At 70.6% G+C, this 17,314-nt stretch carries 12 protein-coding genes; 6 read left to right on the top strand and 6 right to left on the bottom strand.

Going from position 1 to position 17,314, the window contains the following annotated elements:
* Positions 1-38: 38 nt before the first annotated feature.
* The 3 genes from NLX94_RS11740 to NLX94_RS11730 form a co-directional block, all read right to left on the bottom strand.
* Complete coding sequence (locus tag NLX94_RS11740; protein ID WP_254382603.1) at positions 39-1,076, bottom strand: BtrH N-terminal domain-containing protein; 1,038 nt, start codon at positions 1,074-1,076, stop codon at positions 39-41.
* Between the two features lies 1 nt (position 1,077).
* Positions 1,078-1,488 carry a hypothetical protein gene (locus NLX94_RS11735; protein ID WP_254382602.1) on the bottom strand — a complete coding sequence of 137 codons (411 nt, stop codon included), beginning with the start codon at positions 1,486-1,488 and terminating at the stop codon, positions 1,078-1,080.
* 341 nt (positions 1,489-1,829) lie between these two features.
* On the bottom strand, positions 1,830-2,561 hold the full coding sequence (locus NLX94_RS11730) for a sulfotransferase family protein (protein WP_254382601.1): 732 nt from the start codon (positions 2,559-2,561) through the stop codon (positions 1,830-1,832).
* Between the two features lie 271 nt (positions 2,562-2,832).
* Here NLX94_RS11730 and lysX point away from each other — a divergent pair, with 271 nt between their 5' ends.
* The 5 genes from lysX to NLX94_RS11705 are packed head-to-tail and all read left to right on the top strand — an operon-like array spanning position 2,833 to position 11,124.
* A complete protein-coding gene (lysX, locus tag NLX94_RS11725; protein ID WP_254382600.1) occupies positions 2,833-3,705 on the top strand; it encodes a lysine biosynthesis protein LysX in 873 nt (290 codons plus the stop codon).
* 2 nt (positions 3,706-3,707) lie between these two features.
* Complete coding sequence (locus NLX94_RS11720) at positions 3,708-4,868, top strand: M20/M25/M40 family metallo-hydrolase (protein WP_254382599.1); 1,161 nt, start codon at positions 3,708-3,710, stop codon at positions 4,866-4,868.
* Between the two features lie 5 nt (positions 4,869-4,873).
* Positions 4,874-8,920: an amino acid adenylation domain-containing protein gene (locus NLX94_RS11715; protein WP_254382904.1), complete on the top strand. Its 4,047-nt coding sequence runs from the start codon at positions 4,874-4,876 to the stop codon at positions 8,918-8,920.
* A 10-nt stretch (positions 8,921-8,930) separates the two neighbouring features.
* Complete coding sequence (locus tag NLX94_RS11710) at positions 8,931-10,082, top strand: acyl-CoA dehydrogenase family protein (RefSeq protein WP_254382598.1); 1,152 nt, start codon at positions 8,931-8,933, stop codon at positions 10,080-10,082.
* A 1-nt stretch (position 10,083) separates the two neighbouring features.
* Positions 10,084-11,124 (top strand): acyl-CoA dehydrogenase family protein, encoded by a 1,041-nt coding sequence (locus NLX94_RS11705; protein WP_254382597.1) that lies wholly within the window; start codon positions 10,084-10,086, stop codon positions 11,122-11,124.
* A 39-nt stretch (positions 11,125-11,163) separates the two neighbouring features.
* On the opposite strand, the gene NLX94_RS11700 is transcribed toward NLX94_RS11705, so the two are convergent.
* From NLX94_RS11700 to NLX94_RS11690, 3 genes are all read right to left on the bottom strand, one after another.
* Positions 11,164-11,877 carry a response regulator transcription factor gene (locus NLX94_RS11700; protein WP_254382596.1) on the bottom strand — a complete coding sequence of 238 codons (714 nt, stop codon included), beginning with the start codon at positions 11,875-11,877 and terminating at the stop codon, positions 11,164-11,166.
* A 459-nt stretch (positions 11,878-12,336) separates the two neighbouring features.
* A complete protein-coding gene (locus tag NLX94_RS11695) occupies positions 12,337-15,354 on the bottom strand; it encodes an AfsR/SARP family transcriptional regulator (RefSeq protein WP_254382595.1) in 3,018 nt (1,005 codons plus the stop codon).
* Positions 15,355-15,505: 151 nt separating this feature from the next.
* On the bottom strand, positions 15,506-16,474 hold the full coding sequence (locus NLX94_RS11690; protein WP_254382594.1) for a phosphoribosylglycinamide synthetase: 969 nt from the start codon (positions 16,472-16,474) through the stop codon (positions 15,506-15,508).
* A gap of 284 nt (positions 16,475-16,758) precedes the next feature.
* Between NLX94_RS11690 and NLX94_RS11685 the strand changes: the two genes are divergently transcribed.
* A complete protein-coding gene (locus tag NLX94_RS11685) occupies positions 16,759-17,307 on the top strand; it encodes a DUF1062 domain-containing protein (RefSeq protein ID WP_254382593.1) in 549 nt (182 codons plus the stop codon).
* The last annotated feature ends 7 nt before the right edge of the window (positions 17,308-17,314 follow it).

Genomic DNA, 17,314 nt, shown 5'->3' with positions numbered 1-17,314 from the left:
TCCATTCCGCTCAGTCGCGGAGGTCGGTCCAGGTGGGGTCACAGCCGCGCCGCCGCCGCGCCAACGGCGTCGATCGCGCGTGCGTAGGCGCCGCGCAGCAGCGTGGCGTGGTGCGAGATGTCGGACGCTGCCTCGTGCGGTGCGTCGAGGCCGTGCGCGCCGGTGAACCGCAGTCCGGTCCACGCGTGGGCCACGGACTCGACCGCGCGGCCCGCCCCGGCGAGCACCGGGTCGTCCCAGTCGCGGCCGCAGCGGCGCAGCAGTTCGCCGTGGAGCGAGGCCTGCGCCTGCATGGCCCAGCCGAACGGGTACAGCTCGCGCAGTGCGCCCGCGTCCCCGGCCCGGCACCGCTCCGTCAGTTCCGCGGCGAACGCGTCGTACCCGGCGAGGCCGGTACGGGCGGAGGTCGCCGTGGTGAAGCCCTCGATGTTGGTGCGCAGGTACTCGCCCAGCAACTCCGGCGTCAGGGGCGCCGGTTGCGTGCCGAGACGGATGTCGAGGCAGCGCCGGCCGATCTTCGAGTCGCTGAAGAAGGCATCCTGCACGTCGGTGGGGTTGGCCGAGCCCCAGCTGCGCAGGAACTCCTTGATGGGGACGGCGCCACGGAAGGCGGGCGGCATCGCGTCCGAGACGTGGACCACGCCGCGCGTCTCGTCCAGACCGTAGATCACCACGAGGTGCGCGGCGTGCACGTCCCCGTAAGCGGGCCTGAACGGCAGGTGGAAATTGTCCACGGCGGCGATGACGAGCCGGTCCTCGGCCAGGTGCTCGCGCACCTCGCGCCAGACGTCGCCCTCGTCCGCGGGCTTCCACCAGCGGGCGCTCAGATCGTGATGCGGGGCAAGGGCGCGGCCCAGCTCCCCGTCGGCGCACGGGTAGTAGAACTCTTCGGACCTGACGTCGCCCGGCAGGTGCAGGAACTGCCAGCCCGCGCCGAGCACGGCCAGCGGGTCGGCGCCCTCGCGGGCCAGCACCGCACCGAAGGTGGACTGCAGGCAGCTGATGAGGTCGCGGTACCAGAGCTGGGGTTCGGGACCGGTGACCGTGTACGTACGTGCCGTCGTCTCGACGGTCATGTCAGGACTCCGTCCGCTGCAGGGTGAGGGCGAAGACGTGCACCGCAACGTTGCGGGGCAGCAGGATGCCGGTGAGGCCGGCGCGCCGGGTGACGGGGATCCGCTGCGCCCACATGACCGCGGGGATGCCGCGCTGCACGTGGTGCGGGTAGTGCATGACGAGGCTCTCGAAGGCCTTGACCTCGCCGAACCACGCCGGTGCCGCCCAGAAGTCGGAGACCCGGAGGGCTTCCGCGTCGACCGAGCCGTCGGCGAAGTTCAGCTCGACGGTGTCCTCGGTGCGGCGTTCGGACGCCGCCAGCACGTGGATCCAGTCGTAGTGGCCCTCGGGGACACGGATGAACTGCCCGGCGCAGCGGATGTTGTCCGGCCCCTCACAGACCGGGGGGAACTCAAAGGGAACACCGTCCACGTGGACGAGGCTTCCGCCCGCGGGCAGGTATTCGGCGGCAAAGGAGTTCCTCCACACATTGAATGCGCCCGCCTTGGTCTCCGTCGCCGCCGAAATGGCCGTGTTGTTGCGATGGCCGGAGATATCGACCGTGTCGCACAGTCCACTTCTGGCGGGGAGTACCGAGTTTTCCGTCAAGTGACCCACCTCATTACAGACCTCCTCAAGTCTCAACAGCCCGGGGCTGCCGAGGACCGGACGGTCAGTCCTTCTTTTCGCCCACGCCCTGAACGCTTTGAATTCTCGAAACGCCGCTCTGCGTACTCGCCGGACCGTCGGCCCGGCCGTCCCTGCCTGCAGGCTCACGGTCGCAGCGCGGCAGCACGCAGCTTCTCGTAGTACGGCATGTGGTGGTCGCGGTAGGCCCTCAGCACCGGGTTCGCCTCGACGATCTCGGCCGACCCGTCCGAACGGCGCGCGAAGCCGGCGGTCCGGCTGGTCGACTGGTGCCACTTGCTGGTCGACTGCCACTCCGAGCGCATGCCCGGCTCCCAGGTCAGCGCCTCCGGGACGAAGGGGATCCCCACCGCCTCGCAGTACGCGCGCACGGTCTCGACCGGGCGGTCGAGCAGATCGTCGGAGTCGATCACGACCGGCGTGGTCCCGGTGGCAGCCTGCACCGCGGCGAAGATCTCGTACAGCCAGGCGAAGCCGACCTCGTCACAGCCGAGGTCCGGGTTGAGCTTGTGGTGCGAGGCGATGGCCTCGGCCGGATCGCGGATGATGAACGTGTGGGTCGCGGCCGAGAGGAACTCCTCGTCGGCCAGGAGCGCCGGGTAGTGGAAGTCCGTCGTGTCCTTGAAGAACACCGGCTTGTCCGCAGCGATCGCACGCAGCGCCGCGAGCACGTCCTGCTCGCTGTGCGCGATCCGGTCGGCGACCTCCACCTCTCCGAAGTCGACCACCCGGGAGAGCGGTTCGTGCACAACGACGCGGTCGCCGCGCTCTGCCATCATCCGCGCGAACGCGGTGGACCGGCAGCGCGGCGCGCTCCACAGGGCGAGTACCGGGATCCGCTCCGGTGTGTGTCCCACGATTCCCCCATTTTCCTCGGTGTGCCGTGAACTCAGCGGTGTGCCGTGAACTCATTCGGCAGATATCGAAATCCGGACCAGCGTGACACAGCGCGGTCGGGCGCCGGGTAATCAGAGTTCGCAACCGTATTGGGGGAAAGTCAACGCGGTGCGTCCCCATGACTGAGCTTGGTTCGGACGCGCTCGACGCCGGTGTACTCGTAGTTTCCCTTCCACGCGGCAAGCACGATTGTGCCGTCCAGTCCATCAGTGGTTCACATGTGGAGGTCACGTGTCAGCGACGTCAGAGCGCCCAGGTGACCGCAAGGTCGCGGTGCTCGCCAGCCGGATCGGTGCGGACGAGAAGAGGCTGTTCGACGCGTTCGACCGGCGGGGCGTTCCCTTCGATCACGTCGACACGCGCGGCCAGTGGTTCGCGGCCGGTCGGCACGCCCTGCCCTGGGGTCTCGCGCTGAACCGCGAGATCGGTCAGTTCCGCGCGGCCTACGCGGCCCGCTGCCTCACCGCCGCGGGCGTCGAGGTGGTCAACAGCACCGAGGCGACCGAGGTGTGCGGCGACAAATGGCGCACCACTCTGGCCCTGGAGTCGGCCGGGGTGCCGACACCGCGCACCGCGCTCGGCCTCACTCCGCAGGCCGCGCTGGCCGCCCTGGACTCCATCGGCTACCCGGCCGTCATCAAACCGCTGGTCGGCTCGTGGGGCCGGCTGGTGGTTCCCCTGCACGACCGCGCCGGTGCGGAAAGCGTGCTCGAGTACGCCGGCGCACTGCCCGGACCCCAGTCGCACCTCGTGTACGTGCAGGAGCTGATCGAGAAGCCCGACCGGGACATCAGGGTGATCGTGGTCGGCGGTCAGGTGCTGGGCGCCGTGTACCGGACCGGCGAGTCCCTGCGCACCAATGTCGCACTCGGCGGGCAGACCCGGCCGTGCGAGGTGACCCCGGAGATCGACAAGCTCGCCCTCCAGGCGGCCGCCGCCGTCGGCACCGACATCGCCGGTGTCGACCTGATCGAGGACCGCGACGGCCGGCTGCTGGTCCTGGAGGTCAATCACCGGGTCGAGTTCTCCGGCTTCCAATCCGCACTCGGCGACCAGGTCAACGTCGCGGACCACATCATCGACCTTCTACTGGAACGAGCGTAACGATGAACTGGGCGTCCACCCTCCGGCCGCCGCAACGGCGCGGCCACCTCGGTTCCTCGAACAAGGTCACCGAGACCTACGCCGCCGGGCTGCTGCGCGGGATGCTGGAGATCCCCTCTCCGTCCTACCAGGAGCGCGGCCTGGCCGACTACTTGGTCGAAGAGATGAGGGAACTGGGTTTCCAGGCGCACATCGACGGCGTGGGCAATGTGATCGGCGTGATCGAGCGCGGTGACGGCCCGACCGTGATGCTGCTCGGACACACCGACACCGTCTCCGGCCAGATCCCGGTCCGCTCCGAGGACGGCCGGCTCTACGGCCGCGGCGCGGTGGACGCGAAGGGACCGCTCGCGACGATGATCTGCGCGGCGGCCGGCGCGGTGGACTTCCCCGGCCGGATCGTGGTGATCGGTGTCGTCGAGGAGGAGACCCCGCGCTCGCGCGGCGCGATGGCGATCCGGGCCACCCACGCCCGCCCGGACGCGCTGATCATCGGCGAACCGAGCGGCTGGTCGAGCGTGGTCCTCGGCTACAAGGGCAAGCTGGACCTGCGCTACACCGTCAAATGCGCCGCCACCCACCCGAGCAACCCGGTGCCGAAGGCATCCGAGCTGGCCGTCGCCTGCTGGGACACGCTGGTCGACCTGCTCGGACCGGACGCGAGCCACGGCGTGTTCGACCAGCCGGGCGCGACGCTGGTCCAGATCAACGGCGACCTGACCTCGGCGACCGCGGACCTCAGCATCCGCATCCCCCCGGGGTTCGACGTCGACGGGCTGCTGGGCAACCTGCGCGAGCGGCTGCCGGCCGGCACCGTCGAGGTGTTGAACTCGGTGGCGGCCTGCCGGGTGGGCCGCGCCGACCCGGTCGTGCGCGCGCTGGTGTCCGGCATCCGGCGCCTGCACGCCCAGCCGCGTCTCGCGGTGAAGACGGCCACCTCGGACATGAACACCCTCGCCGAGGTCTGGGACATCCCCATGGCGACCTACGGCCCGGGTGACAGCACCCTCGACCACGCCGACGACGAGCACATCGTGCTCTCGGACTACATGCGCGGCATCGACGTACTGACCATCGCGATCACGGAGTTGGCACACCTGCCCGCACGGTCGGACGACGACCCGGCGGCCGAGGCACCGGTACGCATCAGGAGCCTCAGGTGACCGACATGACCCAGCGGCTCGCCGCGCTGCCCCCGCAGCGCCGCGCGCGTTTCCTCGACGCCCTGCGCGAGCACGCGAAGGCCGTGGCGCGGCGCGGCCCGACCTCGCGCGGCACCACCGGTCCGACGCCGCTGTCGCACGCTCAGCACTCCCTGAGGTTCCTCGACCACCCGGTCCCCGGCACCCCGCTGTGCCTGCGCCTTCGGGGCGGGCTCGACGCGGACGCGCTGCGCGGGGCGCTGGCCTCGGTCGTGGCCCGGCACGAGGCACTGCGGACCGCGCTGGTCGAGCGCGAGGGCGCCACGATGCAGGTCGTCGCCACCGAGGTCCCCGTCGACCTGCCGCTGATCGAAGCGGAGGACATCGCGGCGGCGCGGAGCCTCCTCGGTCAACTGGCCGCCGAACCGTTCGACCTGAGCCGTACGCCCATGTGGCGCGCGGCACTGATCAGGGTGGAGCCGGACGATCACCTGTTCCTGCTCGACCTGCCCGCCGCCATCTGCGACACCCGCTCCCGCGACGTGCTCATGCGCGAACTCTCCGCGTTCTACGAGGCGTTGACCGACGGCAGCACACCGAACCTGCCCGACGTGCCGGTGCAGTACCCGGACTACGCCCAGTGGCAGCACGACCAGCTCGACGGCGCCCGCCTGGACGAGATCGGCGCGTACTGGCGCCAGAAGCTGGCCGGCGCCGAGGTCCTGGAGTTCCCGACCGACCGGCCGCGCGGCGAGACCCGCACCTTCGCGGGCGCCCGCGCCGGCTTCACCGTCGGGCGCGAGGCCCTGGAGCGGGCCGGGGAGCTGGCCCGGCAGGCGGACGTGAAGCCGTACGACGTCCTCGTCGCGGCGTTCTGCACGCTGCTGCACCGCTACTCGGGCCTCGACGACCTGGTGATCGGCTCGCCGGACGAGAACCGCCGCCACGACACCGTGTCCTCGGCGGTCGGGCGCTTCACCGATCTGCGGGTACTGCGCGCGGACCTCTCCGGTGACCCGACCTTCCGCGAGCTGGTCCAGCGGATCGCGCGCGCGTCCGCGGAGGCCGGCGACCACTCGGGCCTGCCCTTCGACAAGCTGGTCGAAGCGGTGGACCCGGTCGTCGACCCGTCGCGCTCCCCCGTCTTCCAGATCGCTTTCGGCACGGCAGACCCCGACAGCGCGGACACCACGGCCGCCCTGCGCGGCGTCCGCACCTCGTACGAGGAGATTCCCACCCGCACCGCAAGCCTGGACATGAGCTGGAGTCTGAGCCGGCCGGCGGAGCCCGGGACCGACGCGGTCCTCTCCATCGAGTTCAACACCGACCTGTTCGACGCCGAGAGCATCGCCCGGTTCGCCCGGCACTACGACGGGCTGCTGCACACCCTGACCGGCGCCCCGGACACCCGGCTGGCCGAGGCCGAGGTGCTGAGCCCCGCGGACCGGCTGTTCCTCGCCGAGGCCGCCATGGGCCCGGTGCGGCCCGTGCGCGAGTCCACCGTGGTCGCCGAGTTCGAGGCGCGCGCGTCGGAGGCCCCGGACGGCGTGGCCGTCGTCGTCTCCGGCGTCGAGACCAGCTACGCCGAGCTCAACGCCCGGGCGAACCGGCTCGCCGCCCTGCTGCGCGAGCACGGTGTGGAGCCGGGCGCGCGGGTCGGCCTGTGCCTGCGCAGGGATCTGGACCTGCCGACCGCGATCCTCGCGGTGCTCAAGACCGGCGCGGCCTACGTGCCGCTCGACCCGGCGCACCCCTCGGGGCGCGTCGCCGAGATCGCCGCCGACGCATCGCTGCGGGTGGTGCTCGCGCACCCCGAGGCCGACAAGGCCGTGAGCGAGGTCAGCGCGCCCGTCGTGACCCTGGACGAGGCCCGCGAGGAACTGGCGGCCCTGCCCGGCGACAACCCGCCGCTCGCGGCGGGACCGGACGACATCGCGTACGTCATCTACACCTCCGGCAGCACCGGCAAGCCCAAGGGCGTGCTCCTCGAGCACCGCGGAGTCGTCAACTTCATCGATTCCGCACGGGAGCTGTTCGAGCTGACTCCGGCCGACCGGGTGCTCGGGTTCGCCTCGTCGACCTTCGACGTCTCCGTCTTCGAGACGTTCTCGGCGCTGCTGACCGGGGCCCGCCTGTACCTCGCGACCGGCGAGGAACGGCTGTCGATCGAACGGCTCCAGGCGCTGATGGAGCAGGCCCGTATCACCGTCATCGACCTGCCCCCGACCGTGATGCCGCTGCTGACGCCGGAGAACTTCACCGACCTGCGGATCGCGTTCGTCGGCGGCGAGGCGTTCAGCGGTGAGCTGGTAAACCGGTGGAACCAGGGCCGGCGCCTCTTCAACGGCTACGGGCCGACCGAGTGCACCGTGACGATGATCGTCGAGGAGTGCGGCGGCACCTGGGGCGCGTCCCCGCCGATCGGCCTGCCCATGACCAACCACGTGGCACACGTCCTCGACGGCGAGCTGCGCCAGGTCCCCGTCGGCGTACCCGGTGAACTCGTCATCGGCGGCGCCGGGCTGGCGCGCGGCTACCTCAACCGCGACGAGCTGACCGCCGAGAAGTTCGTCCCCGACCCGTTCGGCACCGCACCCGGCGGCCGCCTCTACCGGACCGGCGACCTGGTGAAGCGGCTTCCCGACGGACGCCTCGTCTTCCTCGGCCGCATCGACCAGCAGGTCAAGATCCGCGGCCTGCGGATCGAGCTGGGCGAGGTGGAGTCGGCACTGACCGGCTTCGAAGGGATCGGTCCGGTCAGCGTCCAGGCGTGGAGCGACGACAACGGGGACAAGCACCTGGTCGGCTACCTGACCGGGGTCACCGAGCAGCAGGTGCCCGCCGTACGCGAGCACCTGGCCGCGCTCCTGCCCTCGTACATGATTCCGTCGTTCTTCGTCGCCCTCGACGAGCTGCCGCTGACCAGCAGCGGCAAGGTCGACTGGCGCAGGCTGCCCGCCCCCGACCTGAGCCGGGCGGGCGAGGGGTACAGCACCGAGTCGCTGACCGAGACCGAACGCAGACTGCTGCACGACGTGCTCACCCCGCTGCTGCGCGACGACCGGATCGGCGTGCACGACGACTTCTTCCTGGCGGGTGGCAACAGCCTCCAGGCCGTCCAGCTGATGTCGGCGATCAACCGCAGGTTCGGCGTGGAGATCGCGCTCGGCGACTTCTTCTCCTCCCCCACGGTCGCGCATCTGGCCGCCACCATCGACACCGTCCGCGCCGCGCGCCGCGACGGGTCCGGCGACCCGCTCGACGCGCTGTCGGGCGCATCCGGGCCGGAACCCGACAGGGCACCCGTGGTGATGCGCCAGGCGGGCCCGGCGCAGGTGATCCTGCTGCACCCCTCGGGCGGTGAGCTGTTCTGCTACATCCCGCTGTCGAGGGCGCTGCGCGGCGACATCGGCGTGACCGGCTTCGCCGCCGACCTGCGGGACACCGAGGTGCCCGCGCAGGAGGCGATGGCGGTCACCGCCGCACGGATCGCGCGCTCCCTGATCGAGACCGGCCTGCCCGCCTCGTGCTGCCTGGCCGGCTGGTCGTACGGGGGTGTGCTCGCCTTCGAGGTGGCCCGGCAGATCGAGGAGAAGACCGGGGAGCGCCCACCGGTGGTCCTGCTCGACGCCGCCTACGACGAGGACTCCGTGCTCCTGGACGAGGCGACGGTGCGGCAGCGGTTCGTGCACGACGTCGCACGGCTGACCGGACGCGAGGGCCCCGAGGTGGACGCGGTCCTCGAGGACCCGGCCGCAGGGGTGGCCGAGGTCCGGGAGAGCCTCGCCGGCCTCGGCGTGGAGCTGGAGCTCACCGACGCGGAGCTGGCCGCCCGGTTCGCGACGTTCCGGTCCTCCGCCCTGTCCATGCAGGCCTACAGCCCGCCGGCCCCGTACGGCGGACCGGTCACCGTGCTCGTCGCCTCCCCGCACATCGCCATGGAGGAGCAGTGGCGGGCGGTGTGCACGGGCCCCTTCCGGGCCGAGCGCGTACCCGGCGACCACTACACCCTGTTCACCCCGTCTGCGCTCGGCCGGGTCGTCGCGGCGATCGAAGAGACGCTCGCCCCCTGAGGAGACATACATGCGGTTCGCATTCACAGAGGATCAAGAGCGGTTCCGGGCGGATGTGCGGGGCGCCCTGCGCTCTGCGGAGGTACAGGCCGAGGCGGCCGCGGCCACCGGCGCGTACGGCGTCGAGCCGGACGCCCGCCCGCTCTACCGGCTGCTCGGCGAGCTGGGCCTGCTCGCCGTGCACTGGCCCGTCGAGTACGGCGGCCGGGGCCGCTCGCTGACCGATGCCGCGATCGTCGCCGAGGAGCTGGTGCGCGCAGGCATACCGGACACCTTCCACGTCAACACCGTGCAGATCGTGGGCCAGTTCCTGCTGATGGCCGGCAGCGATGAACAGAAGCGGCGGTACCTGCCCGCCATCGCCCGCGGCGAGAGCTTCGCATCGGTGCTCTACACGGAGCCCGACGCGGGCTCCGACCTGGGCGCGCTCCGGGCGGTGGCCGAGCCGGACGGGGACGGCTACCGGATCACCGGCACCAAGGTGTTCAGCCTCAAGACCCGGTTCGTCGACCTCGGCCTGTGCGCCGCCCGTACGACCCCGGGCGCGGGCAAGTACCAGGGCATCAGCCTGTTCCTGGTCGACATGCAGGCCCCCGGTGTGACGGTGTCGATGATCCCCGGTGTCGGCGACGAGCACTTCCACCGCGTGGATCTCGACGCGGTCGCGGTGCCGGGCACGAACCTCCTCGGTCCGCGAGACGAGGGCTGGCCGCTGCTCAACGAGGCGCTCGCCATCGAACGCACCGGCATGGACTACTACTTGAAGGCCGAGCGCTGGCTGGACGCCGCCCTCGAAGCCCTGGTCGACGGTGCTCCGGAGACCGTGCCCGATGACCGCCTGGAGCAGATCGGCCGCTGGCACGGCACCCTGACCGCCGACCACGTCCTCGCCTGGGAGGTCCTCACCGGGATCGCGGCGGACCGGGTCGATCAGGTCTCGACGGCCGTCGCCAAATATCACAGCAGCGAACTCGCCCAGTCCATCGCCGTCTGGGCCGCCGACATCCCCAGCCCCGAGCAGCGGGCGAACCGCACCGGTGCGGCCATGGTTCTGGAGTCCGCCTACCGGGAGGCGCCCGGGCTCACGCTCTCGGCGGGAACCTCCGAAGTGATGCTCCAGATCATGGCCGCCTCGCTCGATTCCACCGGACAGGAAGACTGACATGGACCTCACCCCGGACCCGCTCGCCGTCCAGCTGCGCAAGGCCCTGCGTACGGGACTTGCCGGACTGCCCGCCCGGATCGGGCTGCACGGCGCCCCGGTGACCGACGGCGCAGGCGGCCCGACCCGTGCGGTGCTCGACGCGCTGGAGGCGGCCGACTACGAACGCCCGGCCGGCGCCGACGGACTCGGCCTGGGGCTGAGCGCCGGGGTCCTGGTCAGCGAGGAGCTCGGCCGCGCGGCACGCGGCAACTCCTACCGGGCCGACGCCTTCGCCGCCGACCTGGGCGTCAGCGCGCCGGGCGCGGCCCTGGCCGGCTTCGAAGCCCTGCCCACCGGCAGCGGGATCACCGCGACCCCGCGCGCCGGCGGCTGGGAGCTGACCGGCACGGCCACCGTCGACGACGTGGGCGCCGGCGTGTTCCTGGTGGCCACCAGGATCGACGGCGATCCGGTGCTCGTCGCGGTGGAGCGCACAGCGGCCGGCGTCACCCCGCAGGACGGGTGCTGGCCACCGGTCGTCCGCTTCGAGGCCACACCGGCCACCACCGAAGACATCGTCGGCGCCCTGGACGACTCGCCCACCGGTCCGCTCGCGCGAGCACGGCTGCGGCAGGCCGCCTACCTGCTGGGCATCGCCGACGGGGCGCACCGCACGGCCGTGGAGTACGCCGGCTTCCGGCAGCAGTCCGGCACCAGGCTGCGCGACCTGCCTGCGGTGTCGTTCCCCTTGGCACGCGCGCTGGTGGCGCTGCGTACGACGAGGGCGGCGGTCCACCGGGGGGCCTGGCTGGTCGACTACGAGCCGGACGCCGTCGGCACTGCACCGCTCTCCGCACTGGCGATGGCCTCCGAGACCGCGCGTGACGTCGTGCGTCTGAGCATGCAGAGCTGCGGCGTGCGCGCGATGACCTCGGAACTGGGCCTGCACCGGTACTTCCGGCTGGCCGCGGCCGAGTCCGCCCGGTACGGAGATCCCGCCGCGCTCTGGCGGACGGTCGGCGCCGACCGCGTCGCATCGGCCCGGCGCGCCGCCGCCTGACCGGAGCTCCGAGCTGCGGCGGCAGACTCCGGCCGGGGGTCAGCTGGCACGCAGACCCCCCATCGCCAGCACCCTCTCGTCGCCGAGGGACTGGCCGTCCGAGTGGATCAGTCCGGTCCGGTAAGCCAGTGACACGAGCTCGGCCCGGTCGCGGACGCCGAGCTTGGTGCGCACGCGGTAGAGATGGGTCCTGACCGTGGCCTCGCCGATGATCAGTTCGCGGGCCACGTCCTCGGTGGACATGCCCTGGGCCACCATCCGCGTCACTTCCCGTTCCCGCGGGGTCAGTTCGGTCGCCTCCGGACACGCCTCGGCCTTCGGCGGCTCCGGCTGCGCACGGAACCAGGCGACCAGGCGCTGCGCGATGTTCGGCGCGAGCATGGTCTGGCCGGCGGCCGCCCCGTGGATCGCGGTGATCAGCTCCTGAGGACTCACGTCCTTGCCGAGCAGACAGCTCGCGCCGGCGTGCAGCACGTCGCTCACCGTCTCATCGGTGTCCGCCGCGGTGAACACGACGACGTTGGGCGACACGTCCTCCCGGGCGAGCCTGCGGATCATCTCGAGGCCGGAAATGGTCTGGAGGTTCAGATCCGTGACCACGACATCGGGACGCATGGTGCGCACCATCACGATGGCTTCCATGCCGTTGGGAGTCGTGCCGATCACGTCGATGTCCGGCACCGCGTCGAGGAGGGTCTTGAGCCCGTCGGCGAGTACGGGCAGCTGGTCACAGATGAGAACCCGAATGGTCATGGTGTTGCCCCTCGAAAAAGAGTGAGAGAGAAGCCCAGCTGTCATCAATGTCAGTACTCGTGCGGCCTTGTGGGCGCGACGAGCGTCTGCACGTGGGTGACGAGGACGGCGGGCACAGCCGGTGGGCCGCCAGCAGCCGCTACGGCCCATCCGCTCAGACGTTGCCGTGATCGTTCTCCGCCTTGCGCACGACCGGGTCCGTCGGGAGACCGGGGGCGGCAGCGTGGTACTCGACCGTCTGCGGAGCGTCAGTGCCGGCGGAAACGGCCAATCCACCCAGAAGCGCACCAACAGCAAGGGCGGAGGCTACGATGGCAGAGGTAAAACGCATGAGAAAACTCCTTTTGAAGGACACGCCGTTTCGGCTCCGCTGATCTTTGCAATCACTCTTCCCGGCCGGTTCCCCTCTGAGCACCCGCTCAGTCCCCCACGGGGGAACGCCCGAGGCACACGCCGGACTCACCGTGCGTTTTGAGGCACTTTCATGAGGTTGAAGAGGTTGTCCGCCGCTGAACGGTGCTGCCGTGCCAGCTGGAGATGACCCTGAGCCTCGGTGGTACGGGCCAGACCCCACAGCGCGCACGCCTCGTCGTAGCGCAGCTCCATGCGGCAGGCGATCTCGTGGGCCAGCCGCTGCTGAACCAGCGCGGTGTCCAGATCCCCCTGCGCGTACCGCACCCGCCCCGCCGAGAGGTGCACCGTGGCGCGGTTGATGTTGTCCGTGCTGCTCGTGGCCTTGGACAGCGCGTGGTCGACGCTCTCCGCCGCTTCGTCCAGCGCTCCCATGCGCACCAGCACATCGGCCCTGCGGGCGAGTACGAGCGGCAGCGCCGCGGGCATGCCGATCTGCTGACACCGTTCCAGCGCCGCGTCGGCCCGGGCGAGTGCGTCCTCGAAGCGGCCCAGGCCCTCGACCGCCTGGGAAAGATAGCTCAGGGCGGTCACGGAGAGCTGGATCTCCTCGATGGAGTCGAAGATGGCCACCGCCCGCTCCGCGGACTCCATCGCCTCCTCGAACCGCCCGAGCCGCACCTGTATCAGGCTCAGCATGCTGAGCGACGAGCCGTCGAGGCGGGTGAAACCGAGCTCCTGGGCGCGCCTGCTGACCTCTTGGTTCAGCCGCAGCGCCGACTCGAGCTCTCCCATGCTGCTGTACGCCTGCCCCAGCCGCGCCTGGCACTCCACCTCGCTGTACTCGTCCGCCATCTGCCGGGACAGCCCCATGGCTTCTTCCAGCAGACCGACCGCGTCGCGCAGCTGCCCGAGACGCCACTTGCCCATGGCCAGGTTCATCAGGTTCAGCCGGATCAACGTGCGGTCTCCGAGCTGCCGTGACGCGCTGACCCCCTTCTCCAGTGCCGCGTTGGCGCTGGAGTCGTAACCACGGATGCTGGAGTGGAAGCCCAGCTCCCGCGGCAGCCGCGCGGCATGCCACAGCAGTCCCCCGTCGTGCGCGACGTCCACTGCCGCCAGAAGGCTGGCACGGTGCTGGTCGAGCCACTGAAGCGCCTTCTCCTTGTGATCGAACTCGCGGTCCGCCCGCTCTTCTCCGTGGTCCTCGATGGGGCGCCGGCCGGGAAACACCATGTCGCACGCGTGTTCCGCCATGCGCAGGTAGTGGTCCAGGAGCCGCTGCATCGCCGCCCCGTCCCCCGGCTCCCGCTGCCCTTGCGCGATGCGCTGCACGAAGCTGCGCACGAGGTCGTGCAGCCCGTACACCCCCGGCTCCCTGGCTTCCAGCAGACGCGCGTCGACCAGTTCCTCCAGCGCGTCCTCGGCCGACAGGGCGTCCGTGTCCAGGAGCGCGGCGGCTTCGTGGATGTCCAGATAGCGCCCCGGGTGAAGACCCAGAAGCCGGAAGGCGGACTGCTGGTCGCGCGGCATGGACTGGTACGAGAGCAGCAGTGCGCCCGCAACCCCCCTGCCCTCGCTGGTGAGTTCGTCCAGACGCCGGTTGTGGTCCCGCAGCCGTTCGGCCAGTCGCTGCACGGTCCACTGAGGACGGTTCGCCAGTCGGGCGGTGGCGATCCTGAGCGCCAGCGGGAGTCCCCCGCACAGCCTCAGCAGTTCACGGGCCGCTTCCGGTTCCCTCTCGACGCGTTCGGCGCCGAGGGTGGCGCGCAGGAGCTGGTGGCTGTCCCCTTCCGGAAGGGCGCCCACGGAGAGCCACTCGACCCCGTCCAGTCCGGTCAGCCTCGGGCGGCTGGTGATCAGGACCAGGCTGTCGGAAGAGGTGGGGATCAGCGCACGCACCTGCTCGGAGGAGGCGGCGTTGTCCAGGATGAGCACCATGCGGCGGCCCCGCATGTAGGACTGCCATCGCGCGGCACGCCCCGCCGATACCGCGGACACCTCCTCGCTGGGGATGCTGGCGGCGGCGAGCAGGTCGCCCTGTGCGTGGAACGCACTGAGCGGCGTCTGTCCCGGTGTGAAGCCGTGCAGGTCGATGAAGAGGCTGCCGTCCGGATACTCCTCGCCCAGATGGTGGGCGGCGCGGACGGCCAGTGCCGTCTTGCCGCTCCCTCCCATGCCGTCGAGCGCCACGACCCTCGGCGCCCCTTCCGGAGCGCGCCTGGCCACATCGCAGACCCACTCCAGTTCGGAGCGGCGGCCCGAGAAGTCGGGCACGTCGAACGGTAGCGTGTGGGGGGCCTCGGTCACCCGGTGCGAGACACGTGCCACCGAGCGTTCCGAAGGGGCGAGCGAGGGGTCCTGACGCAGCATGCGCTCATGGAGTCCGGTCAGCTCCACGCTGGGGTCGATGCCCAGCTCGTCCGCGAGGCGATCGCGCACGCGGGTGAACTCGTCCAGGGCTGCGGCCTGTTGCCCGGAGAGGTAGAGGGCGAGCATCAGCCGGCTGCGCAGCGTCTCGCGCAGGGGGTACTCGTCCACGAGGGTCCGCAGCTCGCCCGTGACCTCGGCGGCCTCGCCCGCATCGATGCGCAGGTCGTAGAGCTGTTCGGCAGCCGTGAGCCGTCGCTCCTCCAAGGCCGTCGAGGCCGCGTCGATCACCTGGCCTCCGGAGCCGGCCAGCACCGGCCCCCGCCACAGCTCCAGCGCCTCGCGCAGCTGCGCCGTGGCGCGCTCCGTCTGCCCGGCGTCCAGTGATTCCCTGGCCTGTCGCATCAGCTGCTGGTGGCGGAGCAGATCGAGTTGCGCGGTCTTGACGACGGCGCGATAGCCGGGCCCGTCCGTTACGATGACCTCGGGGCCGCGGGGGATGCGACTGCGCAGCTTGGCCACCGTCTTGCGCACCTGATGCTCGGCACTGTCCGGCGCTTCCTCGCCCCAGCCGGCCATCACCAATCGGGAAACGGGCACCACGCGCCCGGCATCGAGGAGCAGGGTCACGAGGACGCGACGCTGCAGCGCCCCGTTGACAGATATCTGGGCGTCGCCGCTGCGTACTTCGAGGGATCCCAGGATGGCGAATTCCGGGTCAAGATTCGCATCGTCTTCACTGAGTATCGATGTCATCACCCATGCCCCCGCCCCCCGTCGGTCGCTGCCCCCCGCCAGACTAGACCATTGCAGCGCAGCATACAGGAGCGGCATATGCCGAGGTCAGGGCGCTTTTATGGCATTCGCCGCCCGGGTTCGGGACCCCTCTCCGAGGGGTTACCGGGGGTCACCGAGCTGCGGGACGGACGACGGCTACCAGATCGGTTCGCGCCATGGCGACGCGCTCGCGGGTGAGCTCCGGAGTGTCACCGTCGACGACCACATAGGCGCGCAGGGAGCGCGGGTCACCGATGGGGGCAACCCTGTCGCCGATGTCGTACGGAAAGCGGGCTCCGTGCACCCACGGGGTCACGGCGATGTCCTCCGTGCCGGTGCACGTCTCCAGATGCCCGTCGGGCAGAGCGAAGAAGCCGACTTCCGCATACCGGGAAGGGCTCGGCACGACCGGGACACTGCCCTGGAGGCCCGCGAAGACCGCCGCCTCCATGTCGAACCCGCACGCGATCTCGACGAGCAGGGGGATGCGGCCGCCACCCAGATGCGTCCGGCACGAGACGATCCGCGGCCCGTACGGCAGCAGCGCCACCTGTGTGTGAGCCGGACCGGACCGGTATCCGCTCGCCGTCAGCCGCTCCTCGACCACGGCCCCGATCGCCTTGTGCTCCTCGTCCGTCAGGGGTGCCGGATGGAGGTAGCCCGTCACGAAGAAGTGCGGTGAGCCCGTGGTGCGCTGAGCCGTGATCCCCACGATGTGATGGGTCCCGTCCACGGTCAGGCTCTCGACGCTCACCCGGGGCACCTCTGCGGGGACCCAGTCGTCCCCTTCGTACGACCGGAGCCGCTGGTACACCGCGGGAGGGTTCGGAGACAGGCCCAGCTTCCATGCCTCCCGGGCCACGGGCAGGACCGAGTCGCCGTGCCCGCAATGCAGCACGGCATCGATCCTGTGGAGCCGCGCAGTCCGCTCGATGGCATCCCGCAGTCCGGTCTCGTCGGCGAAGTCGGGGAGCAGCAGCTCCTCCGAGGCCTCTTGGACCCTCGGTGCGAAGTCGGCCTCGAGCTGCTTCGGATCCCACATCGACCAGATACGGAAACCCAGCTCGGTGCCCTTTCGCACGAGCTGATGACTGGGCATCACCAGAAGCAGTCTGGGCTGCGAACTTCTCGGGACGTGTGCACGCATACGCACCACTGTGCAGGGCGCCATTCCCGCCCTGCTCCCCTCCCCTTCCCCCCTCCGGGGCCGTAAACGAGGCGCGCAGCGTCTGCGACGGGACGTACACGTACCGCTTACCCGCGGTTGAGCTTGACGCGGATGCACGACGTGTCGACCCGTCCGTAGCGTCCTTCGTACTCACCGGTGCGCCGAGCACTGCGCTCTCTTTCATGGCGAACTCACACCGAAACAGGGGTATTTCCGTGCACGAAGACTGGGTAGTCAAGCCCGTACGTCTGCCGCTCATTCGCCGAAGCTGCCTGGACTGCTCGTCCGAGACCTTCCGGGCGAGCGGCAAATTCCGCGTCAATGCGAATCACAAGCTCCTCGACATCTGGCTTCTGGCGCTCTGCACCTCGTGCGGCACCACCACGAAGGTCAACATCCTCGAGCGGGCGCACGTGCGCTCGATCCGGCCCGAGATGCTGGACCGGGCGCACGCCAACGACCCCATGCTGGCGTTCGAGCTGCTCCAGGACGGCGTGGTACGCCGCCGCAACCACATCTCCCTCGACTGGGACGACGCCTGGCGGCTCGAAACCGGCGGATCGGAATATCCGGAGGACGAGGCCATCGACATCTCGGTGCGCTTCGAGGCGCAGATACCGGTCCGGCCCGTGCGGCTCATAGCGGACGGCTGCGGCCTTTCGCGGGGCGAGGTCGAGCGACTGATCGCGGACGGAAGGCTCGTCTCGGCAGTCCGCCTGGGCGGAAAACTCTCCAGCGACTTCACCTTCACGCTCAAGCGCTGAGCTCAGC

The organism is Streptomyces sp. TBY4 (assembly GCF_024213195.1).
GTDB lineage: Bacteria > Actinomycetota > Actinomycetes > Streptomycetales > Streptomycetaceae > Streptomyces.
Note: the sequence above shows the minus strand (reverse complement) of the source record. Positions and strands in the feature narration are given on the sequence as shown.

Coding starts and splice junctions, on each gene's coding strand:
- NLX94_RS11715 (WP_254382904.1), top strand. CDS start 4,874: ATGACCCAGCGGCTCGCCGCGCTGCCCCCGCAGCGCCGCGCGCGTTTC.
- NLX94_RS11740 (WP_254382603.1), bottom strand. CDS start 1,076: ATGACCGTCGAGACGACGGCACGTACGTACACGGTCACCGGTCCCGAA.
- NLX94_RS11720 (WP_254382599.1), top strand. CDS start 3,708: ATGAACTGGGCGTCCACCCTCCGGCCGCCGCAACGGCGCGGCCACCTC.
- NLX94_RS11705 (WP_254382597.1), top strand. CDS start 10,084: ATGGACCTCACCCCGGACCCGCTCGCCGTCCAGCTGCGCAAGGCCCTG.
- NLX94_RS11690 (WP_254382594.1), bottom strand. CDS start 16,474: ATGCCCAGTCATCAGCTCGTGCGAAAGGGCACCGAGCTGGGTTTCCGT.
- NLX94_RS11700 (WP_254382596.1), bottom strand. CDS start 11,877: ATGACCATTCGGGTTCTCATCTGTGACCAGCTGCCCGTACTCGCCGAC.
- NLX94_RS11695 (WP_254382595.1), bottom strand. CDS start 15,354: ATGACATCGATACTCAGTGAAGACGATGCGAATCTTGACCCGGAATTC.
- NLX94_RS11710 (WP_254382598.1), top strand. CDS start 8,931: ATGCGGTTCGCATTCACAGAGGATCAAGAGCGGTTCCGGGCGGATGTG.